Source organism: Petrotoga sp. DB-2, assembly GCF_054051725.1.
The window spans coordinates 1-16,636 of record NZ_JBSVZD010000016.1 but is presented as its reverse complement, the minus strand read 5'-3'; the positions used below and the strand labels follow the sequence as shown (position 1 = coordinate 16,636).

General features: G+C 33.3%; 12 protein-coding genes. 5 read left to right on the top strand and 7 right to left on the bottom strand.

The annotated features are described in order from the left end of the window. Window positions 1-4: 4 nt before the first annotated feature. The 6 genes from ACW9JY_RS06510 to ACW9JY_RS06485 form a co-directional block, all read right to left on the bottom strand. Complete coding sequence (locus ACW9JY_RS06510) at window positions 5-1,069, bottom strand: family 1 glycosylhydrolase (protein ID WP_457283777.1); 1,065 nt, start codon at window positions 1,067-1,069, stop codon at window positions 5-7. 77 nt (window positions 1,070-1,146) lie between these two features. Continuing rightward, window positions 1,147-2,355, bottom strand: coding sequence for an ABC transporter permease (locus ACW9JY_RS06505; protein WP_457283776.1), 1,209 nt, complete (start codon window positions 2,353-2,355; stop codon window positions 1,147-1,149). Continuing rightward, a complete protein-coding gene (locus ACW9JY_RS06500) occupies window positions 2,342-3,040 on the bottom strand; it encodes an ABC transporter ATP-binding protein (RefSeq protein ID WP_457283775.1) in 699 nt (232 codons plus the stop codon). Before ACW9JY_RS06500 ends, ACW9JY_RS06505 begins: the two co-directional genes overlap by 14 nt. After that, the gene (locus tag ACW9JY_RS06495) at window positions 3,037-4,104 is read right to left on the bottom strand and encodes an efflux RND transporter periplasmic adaptor subunit (protein ID WP_457283774.1); all 1,068 of its coding nucleotides are present in this window, start codon (window positions 4,102-4,104) and stop codon (window positions 3,037-3,039) included. Before ACW9JY_RS06495 ends, ACW9JY_RS06500 begins: the two co-directional genes overlap by 4 nt. Further along, window positions 4,101-5,444, bottom strand: coding sequence for a hypothetical protein (locus ACW9JY_RS06490; RefSeq protein WP_457283773.1), 1,344 nt, complete (start codon window positions 5,442-5,444; stop codon window positions 4,101-4,103). The genes ACW9JY_RS06495 and ACW9JY_RS06490 overlap by 4 nt, the downstream gene beginning before the upstream one ends. Further along, window positions 5,441-6,442, bottom strand: coding sequence for a TolC family protein (locus ACW9JY_RS06485; protein ID WP_457283772.1), 1,002 nt, complete (start codon window positions 6,440-6,442; stop codon window positions 5,441-5,443). The genes ACW9JY_RS06490 and ACW9JY_RS06485 overlap by 4 nt, the downstream gene beginning before the upstream one ends. A 386-nt stretch (window positions 6,443-6,828) precedes the next feature. Between ACW9JY_RS06485 and ftsH the strand changes: the two genes are divergently transcribed. The 5 genes from ftsH to ACW9JY_RS06460 all read left to right on the top strand — a co-directional run bounded on the left by ftsH (window position 6,829) and on the right by ACW9JY_RS06460 (window position 14,003). Continuing rightward, window positions 6,829-8,721 carry an ATP-dependent zinc metalloprotease FtsH gene (ftsH, locus tag ACW9JY_RS06480; RefSeq protein ID WP_103076421.1) on the top strand — a complete coding sequence of 631 codons (1,893 nt, stop codon included), beginning with the start codon at window positions 6,829-6,831 and terminating at the stop codon, window positions 8,719-8,721. Window positions 8,722-8,757: 36 nt separating this feature from the next. Beyond that, window positions 8,758-9,027 (top strand): metal-sensitive transcriptional regulator, encoded by a 270-nt coding sequence (locus ACW9JY_RS06475; protein WP_103076422.1) that lies wholly within the window; start codon window positions 8,758-8,760, stop codon window positions 9,025-9,027. Window positions 9,028-9,196: 169 nt separating this feature from the next. Beyond that, window positions 9,197-10,477 carry a S41 family peptidase gene (locus tag ACW9JY_RS06470; RefSeq protein WP_457283771.1) on the top strand — a complete coding sequence of 427 codons (1,281 nt, stop codon included), beginning with the start codon at window positions 9,197-9,199 and terminating at the stop codon, window positions 10,475-10,477. Window position 10,478: 1 nt separating this feature from the next. Then, entirely contained in the window at window positions 10,479-11,168 is a 690-nt protein-coding gene (locus ACW9JY_RS06465; protein ID WP_457283770.1) for a hypothetical protein, read from the top strand. Between the two features lie 438 nt (window positions 11,169-11,606). Continuing rightward, a complete protein-coding gene (locus ACW9JY_RS06460; protein WP_457283769.1) occupies window positions 11,607-14,003 on the top strand; it encodes an efflux RND transporter permease subunit in 2,397 nt (798 codons plus the stop codon). A gap of 9 nt (window positions 14,004-14,012) precedes the next feature. Here the strand turns inward: ACW9JY_RS06460 and ACW9JY_RS06455 are convergent, their stop codons facing one another. After that, window positions 14,013-16,457: a TolB family protein gene (locus tag ACW9JY_RS06455; protein WP_457283768.1), complete on the bottom strand. Its 2,445-nt coding sequence runs from the start codon at window positions 16,455-16,457 to the stop codon at window positions 14,013-14,015. Window positions 16,458-16,636 lie beyond the last annotated feature (179 nt).

Here is a 16,636-nt window from a genome sequence, read left to right as displayed (position 1 = left end):
GAAGCTAATCAATATATTTTAGGTATCTTTCGTTTATACTATTATCTTCTATGATATTCGAATAGACTTTTGCAAAGTTTTTCAAACTGATATAATTATTTTTATCGTCTATTCTATACAGACCTGTTTTTAAAAGAAGATTATTGATTTTAACATCACTTAAGGAATTGTAGATGTATCCGAAAATCTTCGCATTATTTTCCAAAGATTGATTAATTTTATATAAATTATTAACTAAATAACGGCTTTTTAAACTATCGTCATCAATAGTGGATACATTATCAGTTATTAGAAAAGGAATGTAATATTTAGAAGAAAATCTTTTTATTACTTCATCAAGGTCAATAGTATTCTTCCCTTTTGAAAGTTCTTTTATTAAAGAAGTATATTCTTCTGAATTTGAAGTTAAATCATTGAAATTTATCCCAATAAAATCTATATCAGAGTTTTTAAAAGCCATGTTTTCAAAAAAAGGGCTTTCTCCTTTTACAATTACATCAATAAAGGAAAAAACAAAATCTAACTGTTCTTCTTCCTCAACATAAAATTCCTCGCTTACCGATACTTTAGCGTAAGGGTTAATACTTTTTATTATACGAACACTTTTATCGTAAAGATTGAAGAGATTTTGAACCGTTTCATGTAATGCGGTGTTATCAACATCTGCACCTTTAAAAAATCTTTTTTTTAGGTATTTCGCAGTATGATTCAAGATAATATAATATTGAACCTTGAATTTAAAAGTGGAGACAATTTTTTCGATAATTTCTATAAATATTGAGATATTTTCTTCGTTTTCTATATTATCAAAAGCTTCTTTTTTATTGTACGAAAGGAAATCAAAATCGACGAGGTTAACGATAGGTTCAATTCCACTTTGACGTAGTTGCTCTATAAAGTTATCATACATAGCATAAGAATAAAAAGGATCAAGATATAACAAATCCCAATTTAGATTGAATCTAAAAGAATTAATTTTCAACCTCTTAAGAAAAGATAATTGTTTGTTCAAGTTTTTTTCTGCATTTTCAAATATTTGTTGTTTCGATCCTTCCGTTGAATTTTCCAAAAAAGAAAAGAAAGGGGAGTTTACTCCCCACAAAAAAGATCTCGGAAAATTTACATTTTCCACATAAAACACCTTCTTTACTCGTATCTTAACGCTTCTATTGGGCTCAACTTTGACGCTTGATTTGCTGGGTATATACCAAAGAATAAACCTATCACGGCAGATACCCCGAAGGATAAAGCGATCGATTTCCACGTTATGACGGCCGTTAATCCAAAAGCTCTACCAAAATATGCTATTAAACCTGAGAGAAGCCCACCTAATATCATACCTATTATACCAGCTACCACCGTTAAAACTATACTCTCAACTAAAAATTCCATCAAAATCCTATGTCTTGTGGCTCCTATAGCCATCTTTATACCTATCTCTCTGGTTCTTTCTTTAACGGTGACGAGCATAATATTCATTATTCCTATTCCGCCTACAACTAACGAAATTGCCGCTATTCCTACAAGTATCACATTCATAATACCAGTTATTTGATTAACAGCTTCTAAAATAGCGTCTTGACTTAATATACTGTATTTATCAGAATCTCCAAATTTTCTATAAAGATAAAAGTCCGTCGCCATGGTTGCCAATTCTGCAGTATTCTCATCTACTGCTGAAACAAAAATAGAGCTCGTCCTTCCATTCATGTGAAACAGCCTATAATCTGCTACTGTATGGGGGAGTATGATCATATCATCAACGTTAAATAATAACCTTGTTCCGGTTTTTTCCAAAACTCCAACTATTTCAAAAGAAACCTTTCTACTACCAGAATTTCCACTTTGAATAACATTGATTCGTTCACCAACAACATTTTGACGACCAAATAATTCATTAGCTATATTATAACCTATAACGGCAACCGATCTTAATTCTTCTTCGTCAGTTTCATCTAACCTTCTACCATAAGCAATATTTAAGTTCATTATATCAAAAAAACTAGGCATAACTCCGAATACCGATCCGGAAATCGTTTCTCCAGCACTTTCAACGGTCAAATTTGAATTTAAAACACCTGTAGCATTCTTTACTTGTGGAACCATATTCTTAATGTCAACAGCGTCCTGGAATTCAAGGGGCTGAGATGCAAATCGTGAATACACAGTGGAGTTAACCATAATAATGTTTGACCCAAGAGAAGAAACGGTGTTGTTTATTTCCTGCCTTGCTCCATCACCTATGGCTATTATCGTCATTACCGCACCAACACCTATTATTATTCCCAACATCGAAAGAAATGTCCTCAACTTGTTAGAAAGTAAAGATCTAAATGTCTCTTTAAGTATTTCCAACTGTGTTCACCTCTATCGACTGGATCCTTCCATCCAACAATCTTATTATTTTTGACCCTTCATCCAACATTTTCATATCATGTGTGACGACAACTAGCGTTTTACCCATATCGTTCAACTTCCTAAATATTTGAAGAATTTCTTCTCCACTTTTAGTATCCAGGTTCCCCGTCGGTTCATCAGCTAAAAGAAAGGCTGGATCGTTAGCTAAAGCTCTTGCTATTGCTACCCTTTGTTGTTGCCCACCCGATAGTTGAGTTGGTTTATGATCTAACCTGTTACCGAGCCCTACTAACTCTAATTGTTCTTTTGCTATCTCCCTTCTTTTTTTCTGAGGTACACCCGCATATATTAAAGGAAGTTCAACATTTTCCAATGCACTCAACTTTGGAAGTAAATTGAAACTTTGAAATACAAATCCTATCTTTTTGTTTCTTACCGTTGCCAATTCTCTATCTTTCATTTTGGACACTTCCATATTTTCAATGTATACCTGTCCTTTTGTAGGTTTATCTAGACAACCAAGAATTTGTAATAAAGTTGATTTACCGCTACCTGAAGGTCCGATTATGATGACATATTCACCATCTTCAACATTAAAAGAAACCCCGCGCAGTGCTTCAACTTTCACTTCTCCAATATCGTATATTTTCCATACATCTTTTAATTCCATTACTGCCATCAAAATCCACCCCTTCCAGGACCTTGAGGAACAGTGCCTGGAGCAACAGGTACCCCCATTGGAATACCATAATTTTGTATTATTCTTTGTGCTTCTTCTTGAGATGGTAATATCAAAACCTTATCTCCTGGTTCTAAACCTGCAGTTATTTCAACCATGCTATCCGATTCTCTTCCAGTTTGTACTTGAACAGGTTCCATCCCACCTTCTGCAGTCTTTTTGTATACTATTTTTGTCCCATCAACCCCTTCATGAATGGCATCTTTTGGCACAGCTACTGTGTTTTCCAATTTTAAGGTAACTATTTCCACATCGGCTGTCATACCAGGAATCAGGAGATTTTGAGGATTATCTTGTGTAAATTCAATTTCAATTGGTATAACAACTACCCCCATATCCGTTTGAGTAGTTGGACTAATCCATGTTATTACTCCTGGCTCTTCTAAATTCAAAGGATCTATTCTTATTGTTGCGTCCATGCCTTCATTTATAAGCGGGAAATCTATTTCATCAACCGCAGTTTCAACTTTTATTGTGCTATTATCCACTATAGTTAATACGGCAGAAGTTGTTCCAACCATATCTCCCTTGGAAATATTTACTGTGTTTACTATCCCTGAAACAGGTGATTTTATCTCAGTTTCTTCCAAATTCTTCTTTGCTTTTTCCAACTGTAATCTCTTTACTTCCTTCATCCGTTCACCTACGTTGGTTGATGATTCGTAATCATTTAAGGCATTCAAGTACGCTATCTGATAGTCAAGATCGTCTATCTTAGCTAATATCTGACCTTCTTCAACCTCGTCTCCTTTTTCTACGTATACCTCAACTATTTCTCCAGAAACTTTTGGGATCACTGATTCAATCTCAGCCGTTATGTTTCCCACCACTTCTATCGAATCTCCTACACCATCTGATTTTACCTCATATTCTAAGTATATTGAAGGTAATCCACTTGTTTCAGAAGTTGTAGGTGAACTTTGCATTGGAAAAAATATTATCCCAACTATTACAACTATAGCTACTATCACTATTGTCCATATCGTTATCTTTCCTCTTCTTTTCAATTTATATCACCCCATATGTCCACATAGTATTGCTGCATTATTCTTAATTCATTTGTCAGAATGTCGTTTTCCGTCTTTTCACTAGCTAATTGTGCCCTTCTCAACGATATTTCTGATAATTTTAATTCCTCTTTGGTTATGTATCCTTGGCTATTTAATTCATTGTTTCTATTGTAATCTTCCATCGCGTTTTCTAAATCTATTTGTTTTATTTTAACGTCATAATTCAAAGTTCTTCTGGTTGTTTCCAAATTTCTTATCGCATTTTCCGCTTCTAACATACTTTCATCGTACGTCAAAGCGGCAACGTTTGTTTTCATAGTATCAGACGCCAACTTTCTTTCTCCTTTATCTAATATAGCTAATTGAAATCCTACACTTATACTAATTTTATCAATCCAATCTTCCGTTTCTTTAAATGGATTCATAGATACACTTATCGTATTGAAAGGCAAGTAAGGAATGAACCAGAAATTACTTTCTATTTCAGATGCCTCTTCTTGAAGTTGTAACGATTTTAAATCTAACCTTTCTTCAATATTCGTAGGATAGTTTTGATTTTCGTTTATTATTCTTTCTACCGAATCCTTTGTTTGGTTGTATAGTTCATCTGTGTATTCAAAATATTCTAAGGGTGCATTGCTTGCTCTTAAAGTTTCTAAATTCTTTTGTGCTGTTAGTATCTGTTTTTCTAAGTTTTCTTTTTCGTCTTCATCGGTTGATAAATTGTACTGTTGGTTCAGTATTTCTATTTCGTCTTCGTACGTCTGAATCATCTCTTCGTTGTAATATCTGGTGAATACATCTTCGATCGTGGTTATGAGTTCATTCGTTTGAGCCATGTAGTATTTAGAGAGTGCATCGTAGTAACTGCTTTCTGTTTTCAACCTTTCCGCCCTGTCAATTATTGTTAGATCACGTGATAAAGAGATTGATATATCTGATTCGCTAGGTGCGTTTATCTCCCATTCATCTGTGTTTAAAGTAAAAGGGAACGAGACACTTACCTCTGATGCCAATACCTCTAAGAAGTTTACATCTAAAGAAATCCTGTAACCTGTTATATCTCCTTCCCCTCCAAAAACCAACCCACCAACGATTGTTTCTTTTCCAAATGGATCTATCCCTGTTTTCATTGTATCAACAGATATTCCCAAATATGGAACAAAGAAGTTGTCTATTTTGTTCATTTCTAATTGTGCGCTTCTTAAGCTCAACTCCGCTTGGGTATAGGCTGAACTTTTCTCTAAGTTTTGTTGGTATAACTCTTCGAACGTCATCCCAAATATGCTCAGGATTCCTACGAGAAGGGTTATTACTAAAACTATAAGTTTTTTCACAATCCTACCTCCTCAAGGCTCCTTCCTGTGTCTATTATGTAGTTGATATATGCTTTTATGTAACTTCTTACACTTTCATAATAATTCTTTTGTGTTGTTAGATAGTTTATATTTGCAGTGTTTAACTCCAATTCAGATACCAATCCTTTGTTGAATCTATCCTTTGTGTCGTTATATGTGCTTTGAGCTAAGTTCATTCTTTCTTCTAAGTTTTTCAAACTTTTGTAAAGAGTTTCGATACTATTTTTTGTTGTTTTGTGTGCTTCGATCAATGTATCTTGAGTGTCTTGCAAACTTAAGATATTTTTTTGGTGTGTTAACTCTGCTATCCTTTTTTCATAAGATGATGCATTGGCAGGTAAGTTGTTGAGATCGTATTGTGAAATATCTACGTTTATTTGTGCCATTTTTAGATTGTAGTTGTTGTTTAAATATTCCTCATCACTTACGAATATACCTTCATACGTTGGAACATTTATCTCTATTTGGCTGTAATCTCCTTCGTATAATTCTTTTAAGTTGTCTTTGGCAGTTTCTAAATTTAATTGTGCACTTTCCAAATTGTTTTGTGCATCACTTACATCAAGTTCAGAACTTTTAAGGTCGTCTTCTGAGATCAAGCCATTGCTGAATAATTCAGTGTTGTTGTCGTAGGTTATCTGTGCGTTTTTTAACTGCAAATCAGCTGTTTTTACGTTGATTTCTTCTACGTAAACATCTAAAACTCTGTCTACTATGTCACCGTAGTAATCTTTCATAGAGGTATTGTAGTTTGAAAGACCTGAGTAATAACTTAATTCCCCACTTAATTCTAACTTCCTGTTCGTTGCCTCTATCTTAGCCTTATTGTAATCGAGGTTAGTCTTTTCGAAATCAAGCTGTGCGGTTTTGTATATGGTACTACTCGCTTTGGCTGTATCAAATACCTCTGTTAAACCTGCCGAAAACATCCCCGTCACTAAAATCAGTGTAAATGCTATCAATACTACTTTCTTCATCGTTTTTCCTCCTTTGGTTGTTTTTTGTAATATTTTTAAAAACTCTAAAACTTTTTATTTTGCGCCCCTTTCGCCCCGCAACCCACCCATAAAGAAGGGTGGAAGGATTTACCCCTTTGCCCGCAACCCACCCCTTCCTCTGTTATTTTTTAAAATAATAAATTCACAAATACTTTTTTAGTATATAATTTTTCACTTAAATATAGCTTAAAAAATTCATTTTTTTGAATATAATGTATTCTTTAACAGTCTCTAATGGTAGACAATTTCTTTCTTCAAATGCTAGTACAAGAAAATTTTTTTATAACATTTGCAAATGTTATAATATTATTATAAAATATGATATACGAAAGATATAAAATTATTTTTACAAAAAGGAGGCTTTTATGAATAACAATCCAAACAGAAGAGGTTCTCTATTTGGACCGCTTTTTATATATTTCATTCTAGCTATGCTTATTTTTATGAGTATTTCTCAGTTGAATACCTCGAACATAACTGAGATAAGTTACACCGATCTGGTGAATTTAATAAATCAAGATACGATCATAAGTTTACAGATCGATACAAGTGGTTTAATCCAAGCAAAAGCCAAAAACGGACAGCTTTTTCAAGTTTACGCCCCAACTTTGCTTATGGATCAAGCTTATGTAAGGGCATTGGCAAATGATGGCATTAAGATTGAGTATATTCAAAACACCGGGGCAAGTTGGTGGGTTACTATGCTTATCTATATGTTACCATTAATAATACTAATGTTTTTTTGGTTTTGGATGTTCAGAAGATCCGGAACAGGGGAGGGGATACCTGGAGCTAATTATAGGAGAAACCCTGCTAAAAGATATGATGCTAGAAAAAATAAAATTACTTTCAATGACGTAGCTGGAATCGACGAAGTTAAAGAAGAGTTAGAAGATATAGTTAATTTTCTAAAAGATCCTAAAAACTTTAGTGCCTTGGGAGCAAAAATGCCTAAAGGTGTCCTCTTGGCAGGACCTCCAGGCACCGGAAAGACTTTGGTAGCTAGAGCTGTTGCAGGAGAGGCTAATGTGCCATTTTATTTTATGTCAGGTTCTGATTTCGTTGAATTATTTGTAGGTGTGGGAGCAGCCAGAGTCAGAGACCTTTTTAAAGAAGCAAAAGAGAATAGTCCTGCAATAATTTTCATCGACGAACTGGATGCCGTTGGAAGGCAAAGAGGAACAGGTTTAGGTGGAGGTCATGACGAAAGGGAGCAAACTTTGAACGCTTTATTAGTTGAAATGGACGGCTTTGATCCCCGAGAAGGTATAGTAGTGATGGCCGCAACAAATAGACCAGACATCTTAGATAAAGCACTCTTAAGACCTGGAAGGTTCGACAAAAAAATATTCTTAGATGTACCTGATTTAAGGGCGAGAGAGGAAATTATAAAGATTCATCTAAGAGGGAAAAAAATCGCAGACGATATAGACGTTAAAAGTTTGGCTCGAAGTACCCCTGGTTTCGTAGGTGCTGATTTAGAAAATATGGTAAATGAAGCAGCTCTACTAGCAGCGAGAGACAACAGAGATCACATAACTAACGATGATTTCCAGGAGGCAATAGAAAGGGTGATTGTGGGTCCCGCTCGTAAATCACGAAAAATAACCCCCAAAGAGAAAAAAGTTATCACCTATCACGAATTGGGCCATGCTTTTTTAGGTTATCTTTTACCTTACGCAGATCCTGTTCACAAAATCACCATAGTTCCTCGTGGACAAGCGGCTTTAGGTTACACTATGCAACTTCCAACCGAAGACAGGTTTTTAATCACAGAACCAGAAATAAAGGATAAAATAGTCGGTATGTTAGGTGGAAGAGCGGCCGAAGAGATTGTATTCAACGAAATCACAACAGGAGCAGGAAACGATTTAAAGAGAGCTACAGAGCTAGTAAGGGAAATGGTTGCCCAATTAGGTATGAGTGAAAAGATTGGACCCATCGCATGGGGTGAAGAAGAAGGAGAAATCTTTTTGGGAAGAGAAATAACTAGAATGAAGAATTTTTCCCAAGAGACGGCTAAAGAAATAGATTCAGAGATCAAAAATTTTATTCTTAGCAGTTATGAAAAAGCTAAGAACTTACTGTTAGAAAATAGAAAACGACTTGACCTTTTGGCCATTTATCTCTATAATAAAGAGAATATCTCTGGAAAAGAGTTTAAAAAAATGATGGAAATGGATATTGACGAGCTTAATGATTACGTTTTAAAAGACAAAGATGTAAAAGAAACAAACCTTTTTTTATCGTATGCCTAAAATATAACAAAGATCTTAACTTAAAGAGGTGTATCCATGTCTTCAAACTACAACAAAGATAATTTAATCAGGCGATTAAAAAGAATAGAAGGTCAAGTTAGGGGCCTTCAAAAAATGTTGGAAGAAGAAAGAAGATGTGCAGATATATTAACACAGTTGTCTGCGGTGAAAGGAGCTTTAAATAAAACCGCTGAAGAAATAATGAAAGGTTACACAAAAAGCTGTATATTAGAATATGAAGAAACAGGAAACGAAAAGATGCTAGACGAATTAATACAAGTTTTATCAAAATTTAGAGAAATATGATTGTAGAGAGGAGAAATAATAAAAATTCTTTTATCTTTATAAGCTGGTAGCAGGGTCTAAGGAACTGCAGATCCCTTCCTTAGAAGGGTGGGGAGCGGGGCGAGGGGGCGCTAAAACAAGTTTTAGTCTAAAGTAACCATATAAATTTTTTTATCAAGGAGAGACTTAGATGAGTAAAAAAAAGAAAAAATTGCTATCTGTAATAATAATTTTTGGTTTATTTATTACTTCCTGGATCTTTGCAGATACTGTTTCTAACAGTTATCAAAAGGATACTGTAACGCAAATCTATTTAGATAAGTTTGAAGAACCTATTTATTCTACGTTATACTACATAGTCAATTATTATTATGACAAAGACAACGTTGATTACGATAAAATTGTGGATTCCACAATTGAAGGGATGATGAAAGGACTTGAGGATCCTTTTGCCTGGTATCTTGATTCCGTTCAAACAGAAGAAAGTAAAATAGACATAGAAGGTAAATATGGTGGGATAGGGTTAACTATTAGATACGATTACGAAATGGATGCAGTTCTTATCGTTTCACCGATGAATGGAACGCCTGCACAAAGAGCAGGATTAATGGCTAACGATTACATTTTATCAATTGACGGTACCCCCACATCCGAACTTGGCCTTAGTAAATCAGCCTCTCTAATGAGGGGAGAACCTGGCACGGAAGTTACCTTGGAAATATACCGCGACTCTTGGACTGAACCAAAGAATATAACATTAATAAGAGAAACAATAGAAACTAAGACTGTAAAATTCGATACGATAGAATACAAAAATAAAAAGCTTGGTTACATATTACTTACTAATTTCGCCAAATCAAGTGCTGAAGAAATGAGCGAAGCTTTAAATAATCTATCAAATCAAAATACAGATGGATTAATAATTGATTTAAGAAACAACCCGGGTGGACTTTTACAATCAGCTGTTGATATTACTTCCATGTTTTTAAAGAGCGGTGAAATAGTTAGTGTTAAATATTTCGATGGCACAAAAGAAACAATTCCAACTATTCCAGGTAATTATTACAGTTTTTTACAAAATATCCCTATTGTTTTGTTAGTTAATGGTGGTTCGGCATCTGCTTCAGAAATCCTAACCGGGGCTCTTAAAGATAATGGCGTAGCAACCGTCATTGGAGAAACTACATATGGAAAAGCAGCGGTACAAAGCACATTTAGCTTATCCACGGGAGGAGAGATTTGGTTACCTATAGCCCATTATTTCACACCAAGCGGATCAGATATTCATTTAAAAGGGATAAAACCTGATATAGAGGTAAGTAACCCAGAAAGGGAAGTCATCTCTATGACAGAAATATCTGAAGAAGAGGCAACTGAAGCTTTCTATACGACTACAGAAAAACCTGTACTAAATATTGAAGAAGATTTGCAACTGAAAACTGCCTTGGACTTTTTAACTGGAGGTAACTAAGTTGCGTTTTTATGGATGGGTAATATCTATTTTTTTAATATTTTTTTCTTTGTCCATCGGCTTATATTTATCAATGGGTCGAATAGAAAGCATCAATTATAATATAGAAAAATCTCCCAAATTTACAGTAAAAAATGTCAATTATGATGTTTCTTTTTTAAATGATCAGTTAAATGATGTGAACAACCTTTCTATTATAACTCGTAATATAATGGATGATGGGGTATTTGTAGGAACTTTAAATTTTGATTTTAGAAACAACAAACTAACTATAAAACCTGTTACTAAAAATGCTTACGATGATTTCAGAAGTTTGATTATATCCACAGGTGTTAGATATAAAGAATCAAGAAACGATTATGAATTATATGGTTTAACTTTGGCCTACTATCAACTTATAACAGACAATTTATACTTAGAATTAACTCCAAAGATATATGTTTTAAACCTTGAAAAATTTGATGAAAACACAATAAACATAATGAAATCCAGGTATAACTTATTCACACAAGAGGATTATAGATCATATTCTTTCAATAGGGATATTTTAAATTCATTGAACGAATATGGTGGAGTTATCGTGGATGAAGATTTACTTAACAATCCTGCAGTGAACCCTTTGTTGGATGTTTTTAGACAGGAAAATATAGATATTGAACAGAATGTTTCAGTTCTTGTCTTCGAAGGATGAAAAAATGCCAAATATTTTTTTAGACTTTTTCAACTCTCTTATAAACCCAAAAAATATTTTCAACGTCACAAAAAAATCCTTTTTTATCCCACTTCTCATAATCCTATTTTACATTTTCTCTCCGGTATTTTTGAGAAATATGCAGTTACTTGAAGTGGGACGTTTTGACGTTTCCAAACTTAAACTTCTTATTTTTATCCTACTTTTTTCTTATTTAAGTTCAGGTATAAGAATGCTTTTCTGTTCTGATTCTAATTTACTATATGCATACATTTCTTCCGTTTCCCCTGTTATATTAGGTTTATTAGGAAAGCCTTTTCTCTATTTCTCTGTTTTATGGGTAATTATCTTAAGATTTTATATAGACTTAAAAAAGAAGAATTATTATTCGGTGATAATAGGTATTGTTTTTGACCTTTTCCTAGTATGGTGGTTATTGTGAGAGAAAAAAAGGACTTCTTTTTAGAACTTGCAAATTTTATCACCCGAAATGCTTATTACATAATAGCGGTAGTTTTAGTGTTTACAATTATCCTTGGCTTTTTTTCTACGAAATTGAAGGTAAACTCAGATTTGTTGAAAATACTACCTCAAGACTCAGAGATTGTTGTTGAACTTCTTGAAGAGCAAGCGTTTCTCGAAGGATCTGATGTTATGGTTGCTGCATTTTTTCTCAACGATAATGCTCAGCCTTCACAAATTGCCGAAACTTTTCACGATTTGATGCAAAATGAACCTACTTTTTTGAGTTTTGTACAAACGGATCTATCATTCCTTTTTTCATACGGCATCATAAACTTAAGCCAAACGGATTTAATATACACAATGTATGAGAATTTACAAAGTTTTGGCAGTTTGTTAAATGGAAATTTCACGTATGATTTTGAATTATTTGAAAAAATGGATAGCTTTTTGGAAGATATTTATGGTTTAGAAAATATTCTCCAAACTGGTGAAAATACCGATTTAATTAGTTCCTACTACACTTTATCACCTGATGGAAAAGTTATGATTATGGGACTCACTTTCAACAAACCTTCCTCTGATTTAGATTATGTAAACTACATTGTTCCAAAAGTGGATTCAATTCTGACAGAGATTGAAAAAACTTTCAATATAAAAACGGGTTTGACTAATTCTTACGTCACGGAATATGAATCTAATCGTACGGTTATGGAAGATTTTAGATTAACCACAACCTTATCCATAATATTCATAACTATTTTATTCGCTTTTGCATTTGGTAATTTTACTTCTTCTATAATAGTACTTTTAGGTTTGATAGTATCTACACTTTTAACGATGGGACTCATTACGTTAACTTTCGGAGAATTGAATATTGTAACTTCTTTTGTCATGGCGATAACTTTAGGCTTGGGAATAGCCTATGGGATTCATGTGATGACTAGATTTTCAAAAGAAATTGAGGATGATGGTAACTTCACTACCGCATTAGCTTCTACTTACAAAGGAATTCTTTTTCCTCTCTTCTTTGGAATGATAACTACTATCATAGTTTTCTTAACGCTTTTTTTCATGGGATTACCAGCTTTTAACGAGTTAGCAATCGTTAGCTCATTGGGCTTGTTGGTTTTTTTCTGTATAATGATTTTTTTTGTCCCAACATTAATTTACGCTTTAAAAGTAAACATAAAAATTTCTCCTTTTACGGCCAAAATAGACAACGCCTTTAAAAAATTCCCTCACTTTATATCAAAAAACTCAAAAAAGATTTTTATCATAGTGGTTCCAGCGGTTTCGATCTTCAGCGTTGTGGGTTTAATTAATTACACTAATTTTTCGTATACGCCTCCAGGGTTAATCTCTTCCAATTCAGAATCTGTGAAGGTTGGAGAACAAATTTTAAAACACTTTGGAAATATTTCTTTTGATACATTGCAATATCTAATGAGAGTTGACGAAGATATTGAAACAGTCAAAAAAGAATTATTAGATACGGGGGTTGTGGAATCTGTCAACAGTTTGCCAGACATAATTCAAGAAAATCTTGGAGAATTTTCTAAGATAAAAACGCAACTTGAAGGTTTATCTCAAGTTATTAATAATCCAATAATAATATCCATTTTAAAAAAATATAATTTATATTCTGACAGTCTAAAACTGATAGATGCAGCAGCACGCTCTTCAGACCTTTACCATTTTACTTTGAATATAATGGATATTTTCCCTGAGGATCTCAGGGGTAATTTTTTAATAGAGAAGGATGGCCAAAAATATCTTCTTTTAGAGGTCACTCCCAAATTCAGCCTTTGGAGTAACAACGGAATAAAAATTTTCTTTGATGCCTTGGGGGAAAAGGGAGAAAACATTCTAGGCTTACCAAAAGCAACATATAAAATAATGGAGATGATTAGACAAAGATTTTATATACCATTATTCCTATCTTTCATCTCCATATGGGGTATAACTGCTATTGTTAGAAAAAATGTTGTTCAACCATCAGAAGCTATGTTTAGCCTTATAATTTCTGTATTAGCTACTTTTGGAGTGTCGTATTTAATAGGTATAAGGGCTACTTTCGTAACCGTTCTAACTTTTCCCTTAATCTTTGGTATAGGTATAGATGGATTTCTCCATATATACCATACGTTCAGTAATAACAAAACAAACTTTTGGAATATCTTAAAATCTATAACCTTTTCACTTTCTACGACAACGCTTTCTTTCTTGAGTTTTCAATTTTCTAGAGGAGAACTTTTAAAAGAATTTAGTTTGACGATGTCTATGTCTTTGGGTTTTACCTGGTTGTTTACAGCTGTTATGTTCATTGTAAACAGAGAAATACTAAAAAAATTTTGGAAAAGGAAAAAATAATTAACTTATTTATTTTGGTTTGAACATATCGCTGTTTATCTGCAATGGTACATTCAACCAATAAAAGATACTCAGATCAAATTGAATGTAAGCAAGATAATCAAATTTTTCTTGTCCAAAATCATACTTGATATCTCCTCCTGCCTTTATTCCATCGAATCTATACTTCCCAGATTCAAAAGAGATATATGGTCTCCATAATGTCTTTTCTACCTTACTTCCGGCGTATATAGATTCATTCTCATACCCAATGTAAGGATTTATCTTCGTATCAAGCAGAACAAAAGGTTTATCTAAATTTGCGTTTATACCAGAACTTGAATCATACGTGATTCCTAACCCCACTTCATAAATATCGTAATTGTTAACAGAGTAGGGACCTATTTGGAAAACAGAATCTAAGGCATACTTTTCAAAAGTTGTGTTTTTAAAGGAACCTCCACCTCCCACAAATGTGTTTATCGTATTTCCTAAATACCAAAGATAATTATTAGAAATATAGAAACTTGTCGAAACATCTTCTTCGTCCAAACTCAGAGTAACACTGTTAGTCGTATAATAATCAAAGGCCAAAGATAAATCCCCGTAAATTTCGTTACCATCTGAGTACGCATCTACAAACCCCATGTAGTTCATAGCCTCGCTGATAAAAAATGTACCCGCTCCGTATAAAATATTTTCTTCTGTATCAACGGCTAAAATTGGAAATGGCACTATATAAGGGTTTTCAAATGTATATTCTTTTACTTCAACATCTTCAGGATAATATATTTCATAACTCTCAAACTCAACTTGTGTAAATTCGCCTTGTAAAACAAAACTTTCTTTAACTGCATTTTCTAAATCTAAATAACTCAAATGGTATCCCTCATGATCGTAAACTAAATGGTACAATTTATCGTTTAAAACTACTGGTTCAAAACCACCACTTAAGTAATTTGTCAAACGTTCAACTGTTTTGTTGCTTGTGTTTAATCTATAAATATTGTAAATCCCATCTTCGTAATTAGCAGAATAATATATAAAATCATTATCAATAAATAACCCGAGTTCTTTAACTTCATCATCGGTAATTTGATAAATATTTTCTGATGATAAATCATATGAATAGATATCCGTTTGGTTCTTGTAATTAGCGGAAAAATATATTACATCTTCTTTTCCTACAATATCGTTAAAAACATACTTACCAAAATCTATTAACTTTTTTGCTTCGTTAGCCTTTAAATCGTACAAATACAAAGCGGTCAAGCCTTTATCTAGTTTTGAATAAGCTATCTTATCGTTTCCCACAAAACCAAAAGCTTTAACCCTTTCATCTATTAGCCTTTCACCGTTGGGGCAATTACAATCATAATACAACTTATTTGTGTAATATCCCATGTTGTAGGTAGTCACTAAGTACAAAAGATCTCCTCTTGAATTTACATCGAATGAACTTACTCCCTTTTTGACTAACTCGTCATTTCTGTATATACCCTTTGGTTGATCGGGCATAACCAAATATCCATAAAGAGAAACACCATCAGTTCTAAGATTCCCCGTATCTTGATAAGTGTCATCAATTTTTAAATAAGATAATTTGTAACCTTTTTCATTTAATCGATCGTATTCATTAAGATATTCTTGCTTAATATCTATCAAAAATCTGGTCCAACTATCCCTTGTTACCCAATAAAACGCTTCATCTAAATTGCTAAAAACGTTGGTATTTAAGACCCTTATTATCTGTCTCAATGCGCCCTCTCCATAATTATTAACTATTTCTTTCACCAGAATTGCTCCATACATATAGTTAAAACCAGCAGGGCTCCATATATCGACTAAAGAACCCGAACCTAAATAATATCTCGGGAAGTTGTTACTCAGTATCTCAGATCTTAGATACATATTGAAAAGATCATCTTCAAATCTTCCTCCAAACTCTTTACTTTCCATGTAAATAGAGAGACCTTCATGCAAATAGCTTGGCTGATGATACATGTTAAGCGTATTTTTTATCAATTTACTAGGAATCCAATATATAAAAGGATCTCTAACATCATTCCCATAAAAAATATGATTCAACTCATGAGAAAAAACAAATTTACCCCAATCTTCTACGTTTCCCCCTAGTGCCAAAAAATCTTCTGGAGGATTAACGTAAAGCCTTATCACATTTGTGCCTGTGGAAGCAAAAGAGTTTGTAAAATCAACATCGTCTAAAATATAAACCGTGATTTTGCCAGGATTTGAACCGTAAAAATAAGTGTACTTTGTATATAACTCTTCAGCGGTATCGGCGAGTTCTTCGTAAAAATAATAAAGATCTTTCTCAAAAACAAACCTGTAATTCTCTGTTTCTACCTGATAAAGATCTTTAGGTGGTGTATAAACAAAAGAAGAAAAAATCGTTAAAGAAATCGACAGACAAAATATGAATACAAACAATTTTCTAAATCCTTTAATTGTCATCGGAAAATCACTCCTTTGGTTTTTTAATGCTCATCTAATTATAATATAATTTTTTAAAATTTATAAAAAATAGAATATACAAATAAAATGGTCGATGAGGTAGGCTGTATAATAAAAATGGTTGATGAGATACTTGACAAAAGGGATAAAAAAAGATATCACTCCTCATAGAACAAAAA

Excerpts from the sequence above, each read along its gene's own strand:
- ACW9JY_RS06470 (WP_457283771.1), top strand. The coding sequence starts at position 9,197 with ATGAGTAAAAAAAAGAAAAAATTGCTATCTGTAATAATAATTTTTGGT.
- ACW9JY_RS06475 (WP_103076422.1), top strand. The coding sequence starts at position 8,758 with ATGTCTTCAAACTACAACAAAGATAATTTAATCAGGCGATTAAAAAGA.
- ACW9JY_RS06485 (WP_457283772.1), bottom strand. The coding sequence starts at position 6,442 with ATGAAGAAAGTAGTATTGATAGCATTTACACTGATTTTAGTGACGGGG.
- ACW9JY_RS06455 (WP_457283768.1), bottom strand. The coding sequence starts at position 16,457 with ATGACAATTAAAGGATTTAGAAAATTGTTTGTATTCATATTTTGTCTG.
- ftsH (WP_103076421.1), top strand. The coding sequence starts at position 6,829 with ATGAATAACAATCCAAACAGAAGAGGTTCTCTATTTGGACCGCTTTTT.